24 protein-coding genes are annotated in these 20,462 nt (G+C 67.3%); 9 read left to right on the top strand and 15 right to left on the bottom strand.

Annotated features, from left to right (window positions below; genetic code table 11):
- The first annotated feature begins 74 nt into the window (after nt 1–74).
- Together LZ017_RS21590 and LZ017_RS21585 are read left to right on the top strand one after the other, a co-directional pair.
- On the top strand, nt 75–1,214 hold the full coding sequence (locus LZ017_RS21590) for a hypothetical protein (RefSeq protein WP_241398999.1): 1,140 nt from the start codon (nt 75–77) through the stop codon (nt 1,212–1,214).
- 46 nt (nt 1,215–1,260) lie between these two features.
- Nucleotides 1,261–1,770 carry a TlpA disulfide reductase family protein gene (locus LZ017_RS21585; protein WP_241398998.1) on the top strand — a complete coding sequence of 170 codons (510 nt, stop codon included), beginning with the start codon at nt 1,261–1,263 and terminating at the stop codon, nt 1,768–1,770.
- An 83-nt stretch (nt 1,771–1,853) separates the two neighbouring features.
- On the opposite strand, the gene lipA is transcribed toward LZ017_RS21585, so the two are convergent.
- A complete protein-coding gene (lipA, locus tag LZ017_RS21580) occupies nt 1,854–2,852 on the bottom strand; it encodes a lipoyl synthase (protein WP_241398997.1) in 999 nt (332 codons plus the stop codon).
- A 28-nt stretch (nt 2,853–2,880) separates the two neighbouring features.
- Nucleotides 2,881–3,549: a lipoyl(octanoyl) transferase LipB gene (gene lipB, locus LZ017_RS21575; protein ID WP_241398996.1), complete on the bottom strand. Its 669-nt coding sequence runs from the start codon at nt 3,547–3,549 to the stop codon at nt 2,881–2,883.
- A 108-nt stretch (nt 3,550–3,657) separates the two neighbouring features.
- Here lipB and LZ017_RS21570 point away from each other — a divergent pair, with 108 nt between their 5' ends.
- Nucleotides 3,658–4,314 carry a sel1 repeat family protein gene (locus tag LZ017_RS21570; RefSeq protein WP_241398995.1) on the top strand — a complete coding sequence of 219 codons (657 nt, stop codon included), beginning with the start codon at nt 3,658–3,660 and terminating at the stop codon, nt 4,312–4,314.
- Here the strand turns inward: LZ017_RS21570 and LZ017_RS21565 are convergent.
- The 8 genes from LZ017_RS21565 to LZ017_RS21530 form a co-directional block, all read right to left on the bottom strand.
- Nucleotides 4,298–4,576 (bottom strand): DUF493 family protein, encoded by a 279-nt coding sequence (locus LZ017_RS21565; RefSeq protein ID WP_241398994.1) that lies wholly within the window; start codon nt 4,574–4,576, stop codon nt 4,298–4,300. The two genes, LZ017_RS21570 and LZ017_RS21565, sit on opposite strands and share 17 nt — an antisense overlap.
- 20 nt (nt 4,577–4,596) lie before the next feature.
- A complete protein-coding gene (locus LZ017_RS21560; RefSeq protein WP_241398993.1) occupies nt 4,597–5,472 on the bottom strand; it encodes a D-amino acid aminotransferase in 876 nt (291 codons plus the stop codon).
- A 143-nt stretch (nt 5,473–5,615) separates the two neighbouring features.
- Complete coding sequence (locus LZ017_RS21555; RefSeq protein WP_241398992.1) at nt 5,616–6,764, bottom strand: D-alanyl-D-alanine carboxypeptidase family protein; 1,149 nt, start codon at nt 6,762–6,764, stop codon at nt 5,616–5,618.
- A gap of 13 nt (nt 6,765–6,777) precedes the next feature.
- Entirely contained in the window at nt 6,778–7,413 is a 636-nt protein-coding gene (locus LZ017_RS21550) for an alpha/beta hydrolase (RefSeq protein ID WP_241398991.1), read from the bottom strand.
- An 11-nt stretch (nt 7,414–7,424) separates the two neighbouring features.
- On the bottom strand, nt 7,425–7,751 hold the full coding sequence (locus LZ017_RS21545; RefSeq protein ID WP_241398990.1) for a (2Fe-2S) ferredoxin domain-containing protein: 327 nt from the start codon (nt 7,749–7,751) through the stop codon (nt 7,425–7,427).
- A gap of 27 nt (nt 7,752–7,778) precedes the next feature.
- Nucleotides 7,779–8,894, bottom strand: a complete 1,116-nt coding sequence (locus tag LZ017_RS21540) for a VanZ family protein (RefSeq protein WP_241398989.1) — start codon at nt 8,892–8,894, stop codon at nt 7,779–7,781.
- Nucleotides 8,895–8,901: 7 nt separating this feature from the next.
- Nucleotides 8,902–9,330 carry a CopD family protein gene (locus tag LZ017_RS21535; RefSeq protein ID WP_241398988.1) on the bottom strand — a complete coding sequence of 143 codons (429 nt, stop codon included), beginning with the start codon at nt 9,328–9,330 and terminating at the stop codon, nt 8,902–8,904.
- 27 nt (nt 9,331–9,357) lie between these two features.
- The gene (locus LZ017_RS21530; protein WP_241398987.1) at nt 9,358–10,278 is read right to left on the bottom strand and encodes a collagenase; all 921 of its coding nucleotides are present in this window, start codon (nt 10,276–10,278) and stop codon (nt 9,358–9,360) included.
- 459 nt (nt 10,279–10,737) lie between these two features.
- Between LZ017_RS21530 and hemB the strand changes: the two genes are divergently transcribed.
- Together hemB and LZ017_RS21520 are read left to right on the top strand one after the other, a co-directional pair.
- Nucleotides 10,738–11,745 (top strand): porphobilinogen synthase, encoded by a 1,008-nt coding sequence (gene hemB / locus LZ017_RS21525; RefSeq protein ID WP_241398986.1) that lies wholly within the window; start codon nt 10,738–10,740, stop codon nt 11,743–11,745.
- Nucleotides 11,745–12,842 (top strand): magnesium transporter CorA family protein, encoded by a 1,098-nt coding sequence (locus LZ017_RS21520; RefSeq protein WP_241398985.1) that lies wholly within the window; start codon nt 11,745–11,747, stop codon nt 12,840–12,842. The genes hemB and LZ017_RS21520 overlap by 1 nt, the downstream gene beginning before the upstream one ends.
- 25 nt (nt 12,843–12,867) lie before the next feature.
- Here LZ017_RS21520 and ybeY read toward each other — a convergent pair whose 3' ends face one another.
- The gene (gene ybeY / locus LZ017_RS21515; RefSeq protein ID WP_241398984.1) at nt 12,868–13,314 is read right to left on the bottom strand and encodes an rRNA maturation RNase YbeY; all 447 of its coding nucleotides are present in this window, start codon (nt 13,312–13,314) and stop codon (nt 12,868–12,870) included.
- Nucleotides 13,311–14,318: a PhoH family protein gene (locus LZ017_RS21510; protein WP_241398983.1), complete on the bottom strand. Its 1,008-nt coding sequence runs from the start codon at nt 14,316–14,318 to the stop codon at nt 13,311–13,313. The genes ybeY and LZ017_RS21510 overlap by 4 nt, the downstream gene beginning before the upstream one ends.
- 272 nt (nt 14,319–14,590) lie before the next feature.
- On the opposite strand from LZ017_RS21510, the gene LZ017_RS21505 reads away from it, so the two are divergent.
- From LZ017_RS21505 to ruvB, 4 genes are all read left to right on the top strand, one after another.
- A complete protein-coding gene (locus tag LZ017_RS21505) occupies nt 14,591–15,829 on the top strand; it encodes a sensor histidine kinase (protein WP_277604843.1) in 1,239 nt (412 codons plus the stop codon).
- 104 nt (nt 15,830–15,933) lie between these two features.
- Nucleotides 15,934–16,584, top strand: a complete 651-nt coding sequence (locus tag LZ017_RS21500) for a response regulator transcription factor (RefSeq protein ID WP_241398982.1) — start codon at nt 15,934–15,936, stop codon at nt 16,582–16,584.
- Between the two features lie 43 nt (nt 16,585–16,627).
- Nucleotides 16,628–17,200 (top strand): Holliday junction branch migration protein RuvA, encoded by a 573-nt coding sequence (gene ruvA, locus LZ017_RS21495; RefSeq protein ID WP_241398981.1) that lies wholly within the window; start codon nt 16,628–16,630, stop codon nt 17,198–17,200.
- 16 nt (nt 17,201–17,216) lie between these two features.
- Nucleotides 17,217–18,278, top strand: a complete 1,062-nt coding sequence (gene ruvB, locus LZ017_RS21490; protein WP_241398980.1) for a Holliday junction branch migration DNA helicase RuvB — start codon at nt 17,217–17,219, stop codon at nt 18,276–18,278.
- 98 nt (nt 18,279–18,376) lie between these two features.
- Here ruvB and LZ017_RS21485 read toward each other — a convergent pair whose 3' ends face one another.
- From LZ017_RS21485 to LZ017_RS21475, 3 genes are all read right to left on the bottom strand, one after another.
- Entirely contained in the window at nt 18,377–19,312 is a 936-nt protein-coding gene (locus tag LZ017_RS21485; RefSeq protein WP_241398979.1) for a porin, read from the bottom strand.
- Nucleotides 19,313–19,479: 167 nt separating this feature from the next.
- Nucleotides 19,480–20,124: a histidine phosphatase family protein gene (locus LZ017_RS21480; RefSeq protein WP_241398978.1), complete on the bottom strand. Its 645-nt coding sequence runs from the start codon at nt 20,122–20,124 to the stop codon at nt 19,480–19,482.
- 1 nt (nt 20,125) lies between these two features.
- Nucleotides 20,126–20,449, bottom strand: a complete 324-nt coding sequence (locus LZ017_RS21475) for a DUF1840 domain-containing protein (protein WP_241398977.1) — start codon at nt 20,447–20,449, stop codon at nt 20,126–20,128.
- Nucleotides 20,450–20,462: the final 13 nt, after the last annotated feature.

Genomic DNA, 20,462 nt, shown 5'->3' with positions numbered 1-20,462 from the left:
GACCATGGCGTCCGCCTCAACAAAGCGTTACATGTTCCCCTCTGGCACGGCCCGTGCCCGGGAGTCCCCATCCCATGTCCAGCCCCACCCCGCCCCTCAACCCGCCGGCCGCCGCCAATGACGTGGCGCAGCGGCCCAGCGACTCGCAATGGGGCGAGATCGTGCAGCAGCTGGGCGCGGAGATCGCCGGACCGCTGAGCGCGGCGCTGGAGCGCATCCATCAGCTCAGCGCCACCGGACAAATCGACCGCCAGGGGCTGCGCACGCTGAAGGAATCGGTGCAGCTGGCCCGTGAGGCGGGCATGGTGGGCCAGCAACTGGCACGGCTGGCCTCCGGCCGGCTCAGGCTGTCGCGCGAGCGGGTGCATCTGACCCAGGTGCTGCGCGGCGTGCTCGCCCAGCGCAGCCGCGAAACCCAGGCGCGCGGCATCCAGGTGCGCCAGGTGCTCAAGCCCATCGAGGTGATCGCCGACGGCTCGCTGCTGTTCTCGCTGCTCAACGCGATGATGGACTGGGCGCTGATCAACACCCACTCCTCGCTGGAGCTGCGCCTGGACCTGACCCCGTGGCCGGCCAAGGCGAGGCTGGTATGCCGCTTCGCGCACCGCGCCATGGACCTGGCGGATACACGGGCGGACTTGGCGCCTCCTCCGCTGCTGAACTCGCTGACCTGGCGCCTGGTCGAGCAGACCGCACTCACCATGGGCGTGCTGCCGCTGCGCGAGGACGAGTCCTCGATCACCGTGCTGACGCTGGAGTTCCCCAACACGCTCAGCGACGAGCCGGGCGTGGCCCTGCCCGAGCGTCCGCGCGACGACCCCACGCCTTCGCACAACTCCAAGCCGCTGGCCGGATGCCATCTGCTGATCGTCTCGCCGCGCCGCGAGCTGCGCGTGCAGATCCAGGAGGCCATACGCCACATGGGATTGATTGTCGACGTGGTCGGCAACATGGACGAGGCCGCGCTGTTCTGCCAGGACGGTCTGCCCCACGGCATCCTGTTCGAGAACGCCCAGCGCGGCCCGGCCCTGGAGCGGCTGCGCGCCGAGGTGCTCGGCGAGGTGCCCAATTTCTGCTTTGTCGAGGTGCTGGATCAGGAGCACCTGACCCAGCTCTCCACGGCCACCTCCGACCACATGGCACGCATCTCGCGGACCAATATCGCGGACGCGCTGCCCTCGGTGCTGCTGTTCGAGCTGTCCAAATCCCTCTGACGCGGGCGTCATGCGCGGCCGCTCCGGCTGGACTACACTTTTGCGCATGAAACTGCCTCGCTGGACCGGTCCCGTCCTCTTGGTCGCCGCGCTCGCCGGCGGCGCCTTCCTCGCCTATGAGGGACTGGCTCCGCGTCCGCGCAGCCCGGAGGTCAGCTACACGCTGCTCAATGGCAGCCAGAAGCACTCCGGACAGTGGAACGGCAAGGTCATGCTGGTCAACTTCTGGGCCACCTCCTGCACCACCTGCGTCGCGGAGATGCCCGAGGTGGTCGCCACCTACGAGAAGTTCAAGGGGCGTGGTTTCGACACGCTGGCGGTGGCGATGAGCTACGACCCGCCCGCCTATGTGGCCAACTTCGTCGAGACGCGCAAGCTGCCCTTCAGCGTCGCAATCGACAACACCGGCGAGGTCGCCAAGAGTTTCGGCAAGGTGCAGCTGACGCCCACCACCTTCCTGATCAACAAGCGCGGCGAGATCGTCAAGCGCTATGTCGGAGCGCCGGATTTCGCGGCGCTGCACGGCATCATCGAAAAGCTGCTCGCCGAAGGCTGAGTACGCCGGCCGGGGCCACCCGCCCCCGGCGATCCGTTCTCCCGGAACGAGACACGCGTCAGCCGTGGCGCAGGGCCGGCCGTTCAGGCCTGCGTGGGCGCGGCGACGCCCGCCTGTTGGGCTTGCTTGTCGGCGTGGTAGCTGGAGCGCACCAGCGCGCCAACGGCGGCATGGGTGAAGCCCATCTTGTAGGCCTCGGTCTCGTACATCTTGAAGGTGTCGGGATGCACGTAACGGCGCACCGGCAGGTGATGGCCGGATGGGGCCAGGTATTGCCCGATGGTGAGCATGTCGATGTCGTGCTCTCGCATGTCGCGCATCACCTGCAGCACTTCCTCATCCGTCTCGCCCAGGCCGACCATGATGCCGCTCTTGGTGGGCACGCCCGGCACCTCTTGCTTGAAGCGCTTGAGCAGGTTGAGGCTGAACTGGTAGTCGGACCCGGGGCGCGCCTCCTTGTACAGGCGCGGCGCGGTCTCGAGGTTGTGGTTCATCACATCGGGCGGCGCGGCCTTCAGGATGTCCAGTGCGCGATCCATGCGGCCACGGAAATCGGGCGTGAGGATCTCGATCTGCGTGGCCGGGCTCTGCTGGCGGATCTGGCGAATGCAGTCGACGAAATGGGCGGCACCGCCGTCGCGCAGGTCGTCACGGTCCACGCTGGTGATCACCACGTACTTCAGCTTCAGCGCGGCAATGGTCTTGGCGAGGTTGTGCGGTTCGTTCGTGTCGAGCGGGTCGGGGCGGCCATGGCCGACGTCGCAGAAGGGGCAGCGGCGGGTGCACTTGTCGCCCATGATCATGAAGGTGGCCGTGCCATGGCCGAAGCACTCGCCGATGTTGGGGCAGGACGCTTCCTCGCAGACCGTGTGCAGCTGGTGCTCGCGCAGGATCTGCTTGATCTCGTAGAAGCGGGTGCTGGGCGAACCGGCCTTGACGCGGATCCAGTCCGGCTTCTTCAAGGTCTCCGCCGGCACAATCTTGATTGGAATGCGCGCGGTCTTCGCCTGGGATTTCTGCTTGGCGGTAGCGTCGTACTGGTCGGCGCTCTGGGCAACGTGGGTGGTGTTCTCGGTAGGCATGACGCGCGGCGGTCGGCGGGACGAAGGTTCAGCGACTCAGCAGCGCGGACAGGCGTTCGCCCAGGCGCTGGGCCACATCGGACCAGTCGGTGTAAACGCCAAGTGTAGCGAGGTCCACGGTTTGCAGCCCCGCGTAACCACAGGGATTGATGCCCTGGAAGGGCTTCAGATCCATCGCCACATTGAGCGCCAGCCCGTGATACGTGCAGTGCCGGCTGACCTTGATGCCCAGTGCCGCCACCTTGCCCAGGCCACGAAAGGGGTCGCCCGGCAGCACCGGACCGGCCAGCCGGGCATGGGCGCCGGGCTCTTCAAGCCGCACGTAAATGCCTGGCGCGCCGGCCACGCGCAGGCCGGTGACGCCATACGCGTCCAGCGTCTGGATCACCGCGGCCTCGAGCCGGAACACATACTCCTTGACGAAGATGCCCAGCCGTCTGAGATCCAGCAGCGGATAGGCCACAACCTGGCCCGGCCCATGGTAGGTCACCTGGCCGCCGCGGTTGGTCTGCACGATGGGGATGCCGGCGGCGTCCAGCACATGGTCAGCCTGGCCGGCCAGGCCCTGGGTGTAGGTGGGAGGATGCTCGCACAGCCAAAGTTCGTCCTCGGTGTCGGGCCCACGACCTTCGGTGAACTCGCGCATCGCGGCCAGCGTGGGTTCGTAGCCGACCCGGCCCAGTGTCTTGATCTGCATGGCCCGCATCCTAGACCAGCGGGCCTCGATCCCGCCCAAGACCCCGCCGCGCACGTCCGCCAGCATTTCGTCTAGGCTTGCGCGCAGTCTGCCCAGGAGTCCGCCGCGATGCACCCCGTTCCGCTGCTGTCCTGTTTGTTCGCCCTGCTGATGCAGGCGCCACCCGTCCAAGCCGCCGAAGCGGGGATGGAGGAAACGCTGGCCGCCTACGCGCAGGACGACTGGCCCCGCGCCGCGCAAGGCTTCGAGCGACTGGCCCGGCGTGGCATCCCGCTGGCCCAGTACAACCTGGCGATGATGCATCTGCGCGGCGAACTGCCCCATGCCAGCGCCGGGCGGGCCCGCCAGTGGCTGGAGAAGGCCGCCGCGGGCGGGCTGGTGCGGGCCGAGCTGGCGCTGGGCCAGTTTCACGAAAACGGCGCCGCGGGACGTCCTGACCTCGCCCAGGCCCAGGCCTGGTATCTGCGCGCGGCGCGGCATGGCAGCGCGGATGCCCAGGTCGCGGCCGCCACGGCCTACTACCTGGGCCGCGGGGCACCGCGCAATCCGGCGCAGGCCGCGCACTGGTACCTGGAAGCCGCACGCAGCGGGGACGTGGGCGCGCAGTACCTGATCGCGTCGATGTACGAAAGCGGCCTGGGCGTGGAGCGCGACCTGCGTCTGGCGCGCTATTGGTACGAACAGGCCGCGCGCAATGGCGACGAGGCCGCCCCGTACAAGCTGAAGGAATTGGCCGAGGCGCCCGCGCCTACAGCACCACCTTGACCATGGGATGGGTGGTCAGCGTGCGGTAGAGCTCGTCGAGCTGCTCGCGGCTGGTCGCGGTGACCGTGATGGTCAGCCCCAGGTAATTGCCGCCCTTGCTGGGGCGATGCTCCACGGTGCTGGGGTCGAACGCCGGGTCGAACTGCTGCGCCACCATCACGATGGCTTCGACGAAACCCTCGACATGCGCGCCCATCACCTTGATGGGGAACTTGGACGGGTATTCGATCAGCGACTGCTCGGGCGGGATGTAGGCGTTCATGGCAACACAGATGGGGCGACTCAGAGGCTTTGCAAGGGCTTGGCGCGCTGGTAGGCCTCGTAGAGACGGGCGTAGACCGGGCCCGGCTTGCCGCGCAGCGCGCCATGCCCCACCGGCTCATGGTCCAGCCGCGTGACGGCCAGCACCTCCTTGGTGGCCGAGCTGAGCATGATCTCGTCGGCGGTGATCAGCTCCGACTCGGAAATGGGGCGCCGATTGAAGCCCAGCCCCAGCTCCTCGCAAAGCTCGCGCATCAGCTCGATGCGCACGCCCTCCAGCACATGTTCGCTGCGGGGAGGTCCGATCAGTGCGCCGTCCTTGACCATCCAGACATTGCTGGACGAGGCTTCGGTGAGGAAACCGTCGCGCAGCAGGATGGTCTCCTGCGCCTCGTGGTCGGCCGACATCTGCCGAGCCAGCACGTTGCCGAGCAGGGAGGTGCTTTTGATGTCGCCGCGCTCCCAGCGGAAATCGCGCGCCGTGATGCAGGAGGCGCCCTGGTGGCGCAGTTCGGCCGGCACCGGCCGCTGCGGCATCGCGAACGCGAACACGGTAGGCGCCAGCCCTTGCGGCATCACATGGTCGCGCATCGCCACGCCGCGTGTGACCTGCAGGTAGACCCACTGGTCGGTATCGGGCAGGCGCTGGACTAGCCCACGCATCAGCGCCAGCCAGCCATCGCGCTCCATGGGCGAGGCCATTTTCACGGCGGCCAGGCTGTGTTGCAGCCGGGCCAGATGGGCATCGACGCGGAACAGGCGACGCTGGTAGACGGGCACCATCTCGTAGACCCCGTCACCGAACAAAAAGCCGCGGTCCATCGCGGACACCTTGGCCTCGCCCAGCAGGCAAGGCTCGCCGTTGAGCATGCAGGGCAACTCGGTCCAGTGGTTCATGCGGGACACCTCCAGCGCTGGGGCAGCAATACTGCCACTGTACGCTGGCCCGGCGCTTCTTGTCCGCCCTGGATCAAGCGGAAACCGGGGAGAAAACAAAAGGCCGGGCAGAGCCCGGCCTCGTCGTGCAGTGACTTGTGCGCTTACTGGATCCAGAGGCGCATCGCATCCCAGGCGCGGCCCAGGATGCCGGCTTGCGGCACGGCCTCCTGCACCACCAGCGGCAGCTCGGCCACCGGCGCGCCCGTCGTCGTCGTAACCTTCAGGGTGCCGACCCGCTGGCCCTGCGTCAGCGGGGCCACCAGCGGGTCGGTACGCTGGACCTCGGTCTTGAGCTTGCCCCCCTCGCCACGCGGCACGGCGACGAAGACCGGACCGGCCGCGCCCAGCTTGGCCTGGTCGGACGTCCCCTTCCAGACCTTGGCCTGGGTCACGACCTGGCCCTTGTCAAACAGGCGCACCGCGTCGAAGGCCGCATAGCCCCAGTTCAGCAGCTTTTGGCTTTCGTTGGCGCGCGCCTCCTTGGAGGCCGTGCCCATCACCACGCTGAGGAGACGGCGCTTGCCATTGGGGAACTCGCGCTGGGCACTGGCGACCAGGCAATAGCCGGCGGCCTCGGTGTAGCCGGTCTTCATGCCGTCCACGCTGGAGTCGCGGGCCAGCAGCAGGTTGCGGTTGTGCTGGCGGATCTTGTTGAAGGTGTACTCGCGCTGCGAGTAATAAGGGTAGTACTCGGGGAAGTCCTGGATGATGTGGGCCGCGATCACCGCCATGTCGCGGGCGCTGCTCTTGTGCCCCGGCTCGGTGATGCCGGTGACGTTGCGGAAGCTGGTGTTCTTCAGACCCCAGGCCTGGGCCTGACGGTTCATCAGCGCGACGAACTGCTCCACCGTGCCGGCCACACCCTCGGCCAGCGCGACCGAGGCGTCATTGCCCGACTGGATGATCATGCCGCGCAGCAGCTCGTCCACCTTGGGGCGCATCGTGGTATCGATGAACATCAGCGAAGGATCGCCCTTGCGCTCGTCCCAGGCACGCTGGGAAACGGGCAGCTGCTGCTCCAGCGTCAGGCGCTTTTCCTTGAGCGCGTTGAACACCAGATAGGCCGTCATCAGCTTGGTCAGCGAAGCCGGGTCGTTCTGCGCGTCGGCGTCGCGCTGGGCCAGCACCTGGTTGGCGCTCAGGTCCAGCAGAACATAACTGCGCGCGGCGATCTCGGGAGCTTGGGGCGCCTGGGCCAGCGCGGCCACGGTGGACAGCGCACCCAGCAGGGAGACGAGGAGTCGTTTCATTCAGCAAAAGTCCTTAGGTGGCCCGGGCAGCCGGGCCATGCCAGCTGCGCACCACCAGGTTCTTGAGCAGCGGGAGCTGCCCATGGAAGAAGTGCCCGACCCCGGGCACCACGATGACCGGCAACGCCTGCGGGCGCGCCCAGTCCAGCACCGCCGACAGCGGTACCACGTCGTCGACCTCGCCGTGGATCACCAGGGTGTCCGCCGGGACGGTGGCGACGTCGAATCGGCTCGCGGCCGGCCCCACCAGCAGCAGGCGCTCGGCCGGTTCGTCCAGCCTTGACGCCGCCTGCGTGGCGACGAACCCGCCGAAGGAAAAACCTGCCAGCGCCAGCGGCAGTCCGGGCTGGCGAAAAGCCCGCACGACGGCCAGGGCATCGTCCACCTCGCCTCGACCTTCGTCCCAGCCGCCTTGCGAGCGGCCGATGCCGCGGAAATTGAAGCGCACCACGCGGTATCCCAGCTGCACGAAGGCGCGCGCCAGGGTCTGCACGACCTTGTTGTCCATCGTGCCGCCCTGGGTGGGATTGGGATGGCAGACCACCACCACGCCGCGCGGTCCGCCCGCCTCGGAGGCCGGCTCATCGATCGCGCATTCCAGTTCGCCGGCCGGCCCGGCGATCTGCTGGCGCTGCGTCTGTGCGTTCACGCCCAACGCCCTCAGCGGCCCACGTTGTCGGGCAGCACCAGCCGCTCGACCACCTGGCCGTTCTTCAGATGGCTTTCAACGATCTCGTCGACATCGCTGCTGTCCACGAAGCTGTACCAGACGGCCTCGGGATAGACCACCGCCACCGGCCCACCGGCGCAGCGGTCCAGGCAGCCGGCCTTGTTGACTCGCACGCCGCCCATTCCGGCCAGGCCCAGGGCCTTCACGCGGGCCTTGCAGTGGTCGAAGGCCTGCTGCGCACCATGCTGGGCGCAGGCGTTTTCGCCGTTGTCGCGCTGGTTGAGGCAGAAGAAAATGTGGCGCTCGTAGTAGCTCATGGTTGGGATTGTAGAGGTCTAGGGTTTTTACCGAGAGCCCAGGCGGGATGGCGCCTCGCGTTGCGTCACGCCGAACATCAGCCAGCCCAGCGTCACGAAGGGCCAGCACCAGCCGACCCATTGCGCCAGCCCGTAGAGGTTGATGAAGCGCCCTTGTTCCCAGGCCTGCAGGCTTTGCTGCAGATAGGGATCGGTGGGCGCTTCGCTGATCAGCGCGATCATCGCTGTGAGCACCACCAGCCCCCAAGCAGCATTGGCCCGACGCGACATCAGGCAGGCCAGCAGCGCAAGACCTGACCCCACCGCCAGCCCCGGCAGCGTGGCCGGCGACAACCAGGCCCAGGCGTGCTCGGGGCCATAGTTCAACATCGTGGAACAGGTGCTGAACAGCACCGCCAGCGCCAACGCCCCCAGCACCAGCACGACGCGACGCCAGCCCGGCCGGGTGACCGAAAGCGCCAGCATGCAAGGTGCCAGCAATCCCAGCGCCACGGCGATCGCCTCCAGGCCCGGCGGCAGGGCCGGCGCCAGTAAATCATCGTTCGGCGGCCAGGCCCAGGGCGTGTCCTCGAGTGCTTCGGCGGCCAACACGCGCAGGCGCGGCAGCAGTTGGCCCAGCCCCAGCGGCAACGGCAACGGCGACAGCAGCCCCACGGGCCACAGCGCCAGCAAGGCCAGCGCACCCGCGCTGTGCGGGGCCAGCCAGCGTTCGCGCCAGCCATGCCAGCGCTCCAATGCGCCGAAGCGGTGCAACAGCCAGGCGCAAAGCACGCCGGCTTCCGCGCCGGCACTGTTGAGCAGCCAGTCGGCCAGCGAGGGCACGCGCTGCGGCAGGAAGTACTGCAGCACTTCCATCAGATAGGACAGCAGCGGCAGCCCCAGCCCCGGCCACCACAGCGCCGGCAGCGTGCGCACCCGGCTGCGCAACAACGCGGCGCAGACCAGGAAGCCCAGCGGGAAATACCCCAGCGCATTCGCCCACAGATCGAAGCTGGGCCAGTAGCGCGGCCAGGGCAGGCGCAGCAGACTGGCCGGCTCCATGCCGGGCGGCCAAACCCAGGGCCAGAACGGGTAGAGGCTGGCATAGATCACCAGCCCTCCATAGCTCAGGCCGAGCCAGGTGGCCGAACTGCGCCTGCGCATCGCGGGTTCAGAAAGGCTTGACCACCACCAGGATCACGATGGCCGCGAACAGCAGCACCGAGACCTCGTTGAACACCCGGAACCAGCGATGGCTGCGGCGGTTGTTGAGCTGCTCGAAGTTGCGCAACAGACGCCGGCAGACATGGTGGTAACCGACCACCGCCAGCACCAGCGTGAGCTTGGCGTGCAGCCAATAGTTCCCCGGTCCGCGGCCGATGCCATAGTGAAGCCACAGCGTCAGCCCGAACGCCAGCGCCAGCAGCATCAGCATGTTGCTGAAGCGATAGAGCTTGTGGGCCATCAGCAGCAGACGCTCGCGCTCGGCGTGGCTGTCACCCGGCACCATGGCCAGGTTGACGAAGATGCGCGGCAGATAGAACAGGCCGGCGAACCAGGCCGCCACGAAGATGATGTGCAGGGCTTTGATCCAGAGCATCGGCCCATTATCGGCGGCACGACTGCCTCAGTCGGCCAGCGCTCGCAACCAGTTGTCGAACTCCGCATCCATCGTCGTTCCCCATTCGCGCACCAGCGCCTGGTAGCGCGGATAGTCGCCGACGCGGGTGAAGGCCAGCATGCGGTCAATTTCGCCGCGGTGCCGCTCCATCATGAAGCGCACGGCCAGATAGCCCCAGCCATAGATGCGCTCGGCGCCGTTGGCACTTTCGTAGCCGGTATCGAAGAGCTCACTGAGCTGGTGGCTACGCGCGCGCGCCCATTCGCGCTGCCGAGGGTGGTTGGCGCCATGGACCAGAAACTCCGCCACGCCCTCTGTCCACCAGACCAGGTAGGGCCGCAATGGCGCGGGACGTGGGCAGTTCTCGGGCGGCGCATGCGAATCGTGCAACACCGCGCAGAAATCCCCATAGAGGTTGTAACGGCCGTCCAGGTAGTGCACGTACTCATGCCCCAGGTTGCGGACCGTGCCGTCCGGCCGCTGGTTGGCGACGAACTCGGCCTGGTTGCCCGGCCGGTCGGGCAAACCTTCGAGATACATGCCGCCGTTGTCGACCGGCATGTCGAAGTGCCGCCCCGCATGCTGCCGGAAGGAGGCCACCGATGCATAGATGTTGGCACGCAGCCGCACATTGCCGTCCCGCGGCACGGGCCGGCCCCGGGTGGCGAACAGGTCGTGGAAACGGGACTCCAGGGCGGCCAGCTCCGCGCAGATCTGCCGCGACTGCGCGTCATCCAGCGCTTCGGATCGCAGCAGCAGCGAAGGCGAGCAGACATGGCGGCGTGTCAGCACCCGGTCCGCCTCGCCGGCCGGGCCCGCGTCCATCGAACCGCAACCCGTCAGCGCCGCCAGCAAGGCGAGCGCAGCTGGCCGCCAGATCCCGGCCGGCCCCACTGGAGACGGGTGCGAACGCTCGTGCTTCTTCATGACCTTGCCCCCTATGGGATGAACGGCCGCAAATATATTTCCAATATCCAACCAATATCCAAAGTCACGCCGCCGGCCATCGCGCACCGGTGATGCTTTGGAACAGGAAATCCACGTTGCGGGCCTGCTAAACGCCCTGCAGCTGCTGCAGCGCCATGCGGAGCGAGGGACACTCGGGGCCGGACCTTCCCCAGGGGAGGGCCGAGGAGCTTCCGGATCTGGCATCGCAGGCCATCCCGGCACCCGTCTGAGCAAAAAAAAGCCCCAGCCGTAGGCTGGGGCGGGAAAGCCTTATCGCTGTCATCACGCTAAGGCTCCTGCTCAGGGAGGAAAAGCAGGGAACAACAACCTCGCGGTTATCATTCAGGAGCAAGTTTAACAGAAGTGTCGACTTTGCGTGTTTGCGGTTTTCACTTAAGGGCCGCGCCAGGGCATTCGTCACAGTTTCCCCCAGACCTCATGTACCGTCCCGCACCCTTCCCCATCAGCCGTCCGCGCCGCCTGCGTCGCGACGCCTTCACGCGCGATCTGGTCCGCGAGCATGCGCTGAGCGCCCGCGACCTGATCCTGCCGGTCTTCATCCATGAAGGTCAGGACCGCACTGAACCCATTCCATCGATGCCAGGCGTTTCGCGCCTGAGTCTGGACCACCTGCTGCGTGTGGCCCGGGAATGCGTGGAACTGGGCATCCCGGTGCTGGCCCTGTTCCCGGCCATCGACCCGGCGCTGAAGACGCCTGACGGGATGGAAGCCACCAACCCGGACGGCCTGGTGCCGCGCGCGGTGCGCATGCTGAAGAAAGAAGTGCCGGACCTCGGCATCCTTACCGACGTCGCGCTGGACCCCTACACCAGCCACGGCCAGGACGGCGTGCTGGACGAGCATGGCTACATCCTGAACGAGCGCACCGTGGAGATCCTGACCCAGCAAGCCCTGGTCCAGGCGCAGGCGGGCGTGGACTTCGTCGCCCCCAGCGACATGATGGACGGCCGCATCGGCGCGGTCCGCCAGGCCTTGGAGGCCGGCGGTCACATCCATACCCGCATCATGGCCTACAGCGCCAAGTACGCCAGCGCCTTCTACGGTCCCTTCCGTGACGCCGTGGGCTCACGCACCAACCTGGGCAAGGCCGACAAGAAGACCTACCAGATGGATCCCGGCAACAGCGATGAAGCGCTGCGCGAGGTGGCGATGGATCTGGACGAGGGCGCCGACCTGGTGATGGTCAAGCCCGGCATGCCGTATCTGGACATCGTGCGCCGCGTCAAGGACGAGTTCCGCGTGCCCACCTTCGCCTACCAGGTCAGCGGCGAGTACGCGATGCTCAAGGCCGCCGCCGCCAACGGCTGGCTGGACCACGACGCGGTCGTGATGGAATCGCTGCTGGCCTTCAAGCGCGCCGGTGCCGATGGCATCCTGACCTACTTCGCGCTCGACGCAGCGCGCCTGCTCAAGGCCCAGCGCTGATGCGGCTGTTCCACCTCAGCGAGCAACGCTTCAACGAGCTGGCGGCTATGCCGCTGGATCGCCCGGACGAGGGCTTTCTGTGGGTGGGACTGAGCCGGCACGAATTCGAGACTCAGCTTCCCGAAGTGCAGGCCGCGCTGCAGCGCTGGACCGGCAGCCAGCTGCTGGATCTGCATGTCTCCGACCTGCTGAACACGCAGCTGCCCTCGCACTTTGACTACACCAGCTGGTACGACCTGATGGTGTTCCGCCGGCTGTCCACCGCGCAACCGGGCAATGGTGGCAACGCCGGCGCCGACGAGACCCCCACCGCCGCGACGGCCGAGCGGCTGCTGCAGGCCATCGACACCAACCCGGTCGGCTTCGCGGTGTTCGACCATGTGCTGCTGACGGTGCATCCGGGCGACTGCCTGGTGCGGGACTACTTCGCCGTCAAGCTGGGCCAGCTGCATGAGGGGCGGGACATACGAGGAAGCAATCGGCTGCCCACCAGCCCCGCCGAGCTGATGCTGCGCATGGTCAACCACATGGTGGACGGCTATCTGGAACTGCGCCGCCAGCTGACGCGCGAATTGACCGCGCTGCAGCGCCAGCTGCTGCATCCGCACAGCCGCTTCAAGGACTGGGGCGTGCTGCTGACCTCGCGGGATGCCTTGCACCGGCTGGAGGACAGCTGCGAGGACCAGCGCAGCGCGGTCCAGGAATGGATGGATGCGCTGAGCGAATGGCCCGCGCACGACGCGCCCGCCGAGCGCGAGCGCGAACTGTTGCGCGTGCGCTCACGCGACGTGCTGGAGCATGTGGAGCGGGTGCTGAGCCACGTGCGCCGGCTGGAAAGCTCCGCCGAGACCGCGGTGCAGATGCACTTCTCGATGACCGGCGAGCGCACCAACAACATCATGCGCACGCTGACGGTGCTGACCGCGATCTTCCTGCCGCTGAACCTGATCACCGGCATCTTCGGCATGAACTTCGACGCGCTGCCGCTGATCCACAGCGCGCGCGGCTTCTGGATCGCCGCGCTGGTGATGACGATGGTGGCCCTGGGACTGGGCTGGTTCTTCTGGCGCAAGCGCTACCTCGGCACCCAGCCATGAGCACCGGCCGCGGCGCCGCGCGGGTTCAGCGCGCGGCGTAGGGGTCGGCGAAACCCAGGCCCAGCAGGATCTCCGATTCGCGGGCCTCCATCAGCTCCGCCTCGTCGTCCTCTTCATGGTCGTAGCCCTGCGCATGCAGCACGCCGTGCACCAGCATGTGGGCATAGTGGGCCGCCAGATCCAGGCCCGCCTCGCGCGCCTCGCGCTCCACGACTTCGGCACAGATCACCAGGTCAGCCCCGACCACCGGCTCTTGCGCATAGTCGAAGGTCAGCACATTGGTGGCGTAGTCCTTGCCCCGGAACTCGTGGTTGAGCCGGCGGCCCTCGTCGGCATCGACGATGCGCACGGCGATCTCGCCGGGCAGCTCCAGTGCCGCGCGCATCCAGCGCAGCACCTTGTGGCGCGGCAGCAGCGCGCGATGGCGCGGGTCCGCAAACTGCAGCGACAGGCTCAGCGCAGGACGGCTCACGAGGCCCCCCCTTCGCGCCGGGCCGCATCGCGCTCGGCCTGCCGCGCTTCATAGGCCTCGACGATGCGCGCCACCAGCGGATGGCGCACCACGTCGGCGCGCGTGAACTGGGTCATCGCAATCCCCTGAACCTTGGCCAGCACGCGCTGCGCGTCGACCAGGCCGCTGGTCGTCCCGCGCGGCAGATCGATCTGACTGGTGTCACCGGTGACCACGCATTTGCTGCCGAAGCCGATGCGGGTCAGGAACATCTTCATCTGTTCCGGCGTGGTGTTCTGCGCCTCGTCCAGAATCACGAACGCGTGGTTGAGCGTGCGGCCCCGCATGAAGGCCAGCGGCGCGATCTCCAGCAGACCCTTCTCGAAGGCCTTGGTCACGCGGTCGAAGCCCATCAGGTCATAGAGCGCGTCGTAGAGCGGACGCAGGTAGGGATCCACCTTTTGCGTCAGGTCGCCGGGCAGGAAACCCAGGCGCTCGCCCGCCTCGACCGCAGGGCGCGTCAGGATGATGCGCTGCACTGTGGAACGTTCCAGCGCATCGACCGCGCAGGCCACCGCCAGAAAAGTCTTGCCGGTGCCGGCCGGCCCGATGCCAAAGCTGATGTCATGCGACAGGATATTGCGCAGGTACTGATGCTGGTTAGGCGTGCGGCCGGCCAGGTCGGCGCGCCGCGTGCGCAGCACCACCTCGTCGCCCTCTCCGCCGGCCGGCCCGGGCTGGGCGCTGCCCCGCGCTGGCTGGATCAGGTCCGAAGCGGCTTCCACCAAGGCCAGCTGCAGGGCTTCCGGCTTGATGGGACGGTCCGCGCGTTCGTGCAGCGCGTCCAGCAACTGCACCGCGCGCTGCGCCGCGGCCTTCGCCCCTTCGATGCGGAATTGCTCGCCGCGGCGCGTGATGCGCAGGTCCAGCGCCGTCTCGATCTGGCGCAGATGGTCGTCCAGCGTGCCGCACAGATTGGCCAGACGCTGGTTATCGGTGGAATTGAACTGATGTCGAACGATCAAGATGGAAGAGTCTCCAGGCCCGGGCGCCCCAAGCGCCCGGCCGCTATTGTCGCCCGGGCTGACCCGGGCCGCAGCAGCGCCGCAGTCCTGCACAATCGCGATCCATGCGACGCTCTTTGAACGCCCACTCGCCACGGACTCCACGACACGCGGCGCTCCATCGTCTCGGCCTGCGTGCATCCCTGCTGGCGCTGGGTCTGCCATTGCCGGCGCTGGCACAAACCGCGCCCGGCGCCGCTGCCACGGGCCTGTTGCCGCAGGCCTTGCAGGCCATGCTTCTGGCGCTGGCGCTGGCGCTGGGCTTGCTGTATCGACAGCGTCCGGCCCCGTTGCGCCATACCTGGGTGCTGGCGCTGATGCCAGGTTGGGTGTTGCTGCAGCAACTGCCGCCGCTGCTGCCCTGGCACGACGCGGCCTCGCTGGTGCTCGGCGGTCTGTGCGCCCTTTGCGCGCTGTGGCCGATGCTGCGCGGCCACGAGTTCTGGGCACTGTGGCTGCGCCGCGCCGCCGCGACCCAGGCTCTGCTGCTGGTGCCGCTGTCGGCGCTATGGGCTGCGCAGCGCATGCTGCCACTGTGGGCCGCGCTGCTGGGCGCCGAGCTGGTGCTGGCCTGGGCCTGGGCCCTGCTCGTGAGACGCACCCAGGCCTTCCCGTCCCTGGAGCTGGCTCAGGGCGAAGGCCGTTCCGCGGTCTGGTGGGGCCTGGCCTCGGCTTGGCTGGTGGCCCTGGTGGCCCTGCTGCTGTTGCCCTGGCTGGGCTGGGTCAGCGCACTGCTGGTACCCGTGAGCCTGTTGATGGTGGGCTACCTGCATGTGCACAGCTTCGGCCTGGCGCTGCGCAGCGCGGCCCTGGAGGCGCATGAAGCCGAGCTGCGCCTGCAGGAGCGCATGGCCGAGCTGGACCGCCATTACAACCAGCTGGCGGAGACCAAGCTGGAGCAGGTGACCGAGCGCGAACGCAAGCGCATCGCCGCCGACCTGCATGACGACCTGGGCGCCAAGCTGCTGACCATCGTCCACACCAGCGATTCCGAGCGCATCTCCTCGCTGGCGCGCGAGGCGCTGGAGGAAATGCGCCTGTCGGTCCGGGGACTGACCGGCAAACCGGTGCAGCTGCTGGACGCGCTGGGAGACTGGCGTGCGGAATTGGTCTCGCGGCTGGCACAGGCCAATATCCTGGCGGAATGGAAGTCGCCGGCCGAGGAGGTGGAGCACACACTGCCCGCGCGCGCCTATGTGCAGACCACGCGCATCCTGCGCGAGGCCGTCAGCAACATCATCAAGCACAGCGGTGCCACGCACTGCGTGGTCAGCTGCACGGTCCAGGATGGCTATTTCGGGGTCGTCATCCAGGACAATGGGCAGGGCATCCCGATGGAGCTGGACGGGCGCCTGGACAAAGGCCATGGCATGGCCAGTATGAAATCGCGCGCCAAGCAGATGCACGGACAATGTCTGGTGGAATCGGGCCCCGGCTGGGGAACCGTGATCCGCCTCACGATTCCCCTCTGAAACAGGGGGAGCTCCTGTTGCAGGAGCGACCGCCAGGGTCGATAACTCACCATGGCAAGGGAGCCATGGGGGCGCCGCCGGTGCCTTGAGAAAGAATGAACGCCATGAACCATATCCTGTTGCTCGAAGACATCCCGGAAATCCGCGCCTGGCTCAAGGTGCTGGTCAAGCAGGTGTTCGCCAACGCCGTCGTCACCGAATGCTCGCGGATCCAGGACGCGCTGCAGCAGGTCAACAACCAGCGCTTCACGCTGGCATTGCTGGACCTGGGCCTGCCCGATGGCTCGGGGGTGGACGTCGTCACCGCGCTGCGCGAGAAGCAGCCCGAGGTGCAGTCCGTGATCGTCACCATCCATGACGACGACGAGCACCTGTTCCCCGCGCTGCAAGCCGGCGCCTTCGGCTATCTGCTGAAGGAGCAGTCGCGCGAGCTGTTGGTGGAGCAGTTGCAGCGCATCAGCCAGGGCGAGCCGCCGCTGTCGCCGTCGATCGCGCGCAAGGTCATCGCCTACTTCGCGGCACAGCGCCGCCCGCAGGTGGCGCCTCTGCACGAGGTCTCGCTGACCGACCGCGAATCCGAGGTGCTGTTGCGCGTGGCCAAGGGCTTCACGCTGCCGGAGATCGGCGTGCAGCTGGGGCTGTCGCGACACACGATCGCGGACTATGTGAAGCAGATCTACCGCAAGCTCAACGTCTCCTCGCGCGCTGAGGCGGCACTGGAAGCGCAGCGCCTGGGGCTGTTCAGCCGCAACTGACGCGCCCCGCCCGGGGGCGTGCCGCTGGCCGGATAATCCGGCCATGATCGGCAGACTCACAGGCGTGATCGCGGAGAAATCGCCCCCGCAGGTGCTCATCGACGTGCAGGGCGTCGGCTATGAAGTCGACGTCCCGATGAGCACCTTCTACAACCTTCCCGGCCAGGGCGAACGGGTCAGCCTGCTCACCCATCTGATCGTGCGCGAGGACGCGCACCTGCTGTTCGGTTTTCTCACCGCCGAAGAGCGCCACACCTTTCGCCTGCTGATCAAGATCAGCGGTATCGGCGCGCGCATGGCGCTGGCCTTGTTGTCCGGGTTGCAGGTCAGCGAACTGGCGCAGGCCGTGAGCCAGCAGGAGAGCGGGCGCCTCACCAAAGTTCCGGGCATCGGCAAGAAGACAGCCGAGCGCCTGCTGCTGGAACTCAAGGGCAAGCTGGGCCCCGACCTCAGCCTGCCGGCTGTGGTCACCACCGACAACCAGGCCGACATCCTGCAGGCCCTGCTGGCGCTGGGCTATAACGACAAGGAAGCGGCGGCCACGCTGAAATCGCTGCCGGCCGATGTGGGCGTGAGCGAGGGCATCAAGCTGGCCCTCAAGTCTCTGTCGCGCTGACCTCGAGGACGCCCGCATGAGCATACAGACCGACGACTTCAGCAGCGCCGCGCCGCGCGTGGTCAGCTCGCAGCCCGCCAGTGGCAACGAGGAGGCGATCGAACGTGCGCTGCGGCCCAAGGTGCTGGACGACTATGTCGGCCAGGCCAAGGCCCGCGAACAGCTGGAGATCTTCATCGGCGCCGCGAAAAAGCGTGGCGAGGCGCTGGACCATGTGCTGCTTTTCGGCCCGCCAGGGCTGGGCAAGACCACGCTGTCTCACATCATCGCCGCCGAGCTGGGCGTCAACCTGCGCCAGACCAGCGGGCCCGTGTTGGAAAAGCCCAAGGACCTCGCCGCCATCCTGACCAATCTCGAGCGCAACGATGTGCTCTTCATCGACGAGATTCACCGGCTCTCGCCCGTTGTCGAGGAAATCCTCTACCCGGCGCTGGAGGACTACCAGATCGACATCATGATCGGTGAAGGCCCCGCGGCCCGCTCCATCAAGCTGGACCTGCAGCCCTTCACGCTGGTGGGCGCCACCACGCGCGCCGGCATGCTGACCAACCCGCTGCGTGATCGCTTCGGCATCGTCGCCCGGCTGGAGTTCTACTCGGACACCGAACTACAGCGCATCGTGACCCGCTCAGCCCAACTGTTGGGCGCCGCCATTGCCCCCGAAGGCGCAATGGAAGTGGCACGGCGCTCGCGTGGCACGCCGCGCATCGCCAACCGGCTGTTGCGTCGGGTGCGCGACTATGCCGAGGTCAAGAGCGACGGCCTGATCAGCAAGCCCATCGCCGACAAGGCATTGGCCATGCTGGACGTTGATCCGCGCGGCTTCGACCTGATGGACCGCAAGCTGCTGGAAGCCGTGGTGCACCGCTTCGATGGCGGACCGGTCGGGCTGGACAACGTCGCGGCCGCGATCGGTGAGGAGAGCGGCACCATCGAGGACGTGATCGAGCCCTATCTGATCCAGCAGGGTTTTCTGCAGCGCACACCTCGGGGGCGCATCGCCACGCTGGCCGCCTATCGGCATCTGGGCGTGACGCCACCGCGCAGCAGCGGGGGCGACCTGTTCGACGAGAGCTGAGGCGCAACGCGGCGGCATCCTCCCGCCGCGAGACTCTCCGAAAGCCCATGAAAAAAGGCGACCCGAAGGTCGCCTTTCTTGTCTTCCGGCCCGAGGGCTTAGAAGTTGTGGCGGATACCGGCAGCGATCGAGTTGAAGTCGTTGGCCTTGTTGGGGGCCTTGCTGTCGTAGGTGGTGTAGAAGCCGTACAGCTTGGTGCGCTTGCTCAGGTTGTAGTTGTAAGCCAGCGTGTACTGCGAAGCGCCATAGCTACCCAGGGCACCACCCGCCTTGGAGCCACCGATGTTCAGGTGGAACTCGGACTGGCCCATCGTGTACATCACAGCCACGCGGCCGATGTTGCGGGTGGCGTTGGCGCCAACGCCCAGGTCTTCACGCTGGAAGTAGCCGCCGAAGGTGAAAGCACCCAGCTCGTACAGGCCGCGGATGGCGTACTGCTTGGCCTTGTCTTGCTTGCTGAAGCCGGCGCCCAGGTGCAGAGGACCCTGGTCGTAGTTCACCGAAGCGTCGTAGCCACGGGCATCCGCACCTTCGCCAGCGTGCATGGCGAATTCGCCGGTGAAGCCGCTGATGTTGGGGGTGAAGTAGCCGACCTTGTTGGTCTGCGTGAAGCCAGCGCCCGAGTACAGCTTGTCTTCCGAGCTGCCGGTGTCGTGGTTGTGCAGGGACACGTAGTCAGCGGTCGCGAAGTAGGAGCCGGGGGTCCAGCGGCCCAGACGCACGGCACCGAAGTCGCCGGCCAGCTGCACGCTGGCTTGACGGTTCCAGAAGGCGGCGTTGGTCTGCTTGCCGTCGTCGGAGTTCAGGCCGTGCTCCAGCTCGAAGGTGGCCTTCAGGCCGCCGCCCAGGTCTTCCGTACCGCGGAAGCCCAGACGCGAGTTGTTGTTCACCACGGCGACCGTGCGGCCCTGGTTCCCGAACTTCTGGCTTTCGACCGTGGTGTTCATCCGGCCCCACAGGGTCACCGAGCTCTGGGCGAATGCGGGGGCAGCGAGGGCTGCGACAGCCGCGGCGATGGCGATCTTCTTCATCATGTACCTTTGTCCGTTGAGTGTGATGCCGGACTGGAGTCCGATCTAGGGCGTGTGGTGTGCGAGGAGTATAGAAGTCACCTTGTTTGGGCGAACCTCGGACGACGCGAAATTGCAACAGTCTTCTGATACTCGCCGTGACCAATGGTGCGGCGGACGCGGAAGCGCTATCAGGCGGACTCGTCCAGCACACTCAGTGCGGACAGATGCAGGTCATCGTTCCAGCCCACCAGCGACAGCCCACCGGCACTGTGGATCAGTCGATTGATCGTGGCATTGCCCAATGCCCAGGTGCGCGCGGCCTGAATGGACTGGCGGGTCGCGGCCCGGTAGAGGCAGTCCAGCACACCGCCATGGGCGACCACGACGATGCTGCCGCCCGGATGGCGGCGCGCCAGGGCCTCCACAGCACCGACGCAGCGCACCTGGAAGTCAAGCAGGCTCTCGCCGCCGCCCGGCGGCGCGAAGTCCGGCTCGCGCCGCTTCCAGCGTGCACAGTCCTCGGGCCGACGCGCCTCCAACTCAGGCCAGCAGCATCCCTCGAACTCGCCAAAGGCACGTTCGCGCAGCCCGGCATCGGTACGCACCGCCAAGCCCTGTCTATGGGCGATCGCTGCCGCGGTGCGGGCGGCCCGCTGGAGATCGCTGGCATAGATGGCGTCCACGTCCTCGTCGGCCAGCGCCAGGGCCACCGCCTCGGCCTGGGCCAGACCGCGCTCGTTCAGTGGAATATCCTGGTGGCCCTGCAGCCGCCCCTCCCGGTTCCATGCGGTCTCGCCGTGACGGACCGCGATGATGCGGCAACTGCCATCCATGTCAGACGCCCCAGACGATGTCATGGCCGGCCGCTTGCGCTTGGCGCATCAGCTCGCGCAAAGGCCAGGCGCGCTGGCGCAGCAGAATCTCGGGCGCCGGGGGCGGCTGACGCCCTTCGGCCTCCGCATCGCGCCTTGCCTGCTCGAGCTGGCGCTCCTCGTCGGCCATCACCTCGTCAAGCCGCGCCAGCAAGGCAGGCAGATCCTGTTGCTGGAAGATGCCGCGCGGGGCCGGCTCGCGCCCCAGTGCGCGCAGCAGGTGGTCCCCATGGGCCTGCAGCATCAGCACATCGGCACCGGCCTTGGACTTGAACTTGTAGAGCACGACAGCCTCCCCC

The sequence above is a fragment of the Pelomonas sp. CA6 genome, assembly GCF_022549225.1.
Lineage (GTDB): Bacteria > Pseudomonadota > Gammaproteobacteria > Burkholderiales > Burkholderiaceae_C > Roseateles.
Note: the sequence above shows the minus strand (reverse complement) of the source record. Positions and strands in the feature narration are given on the sequence as shown.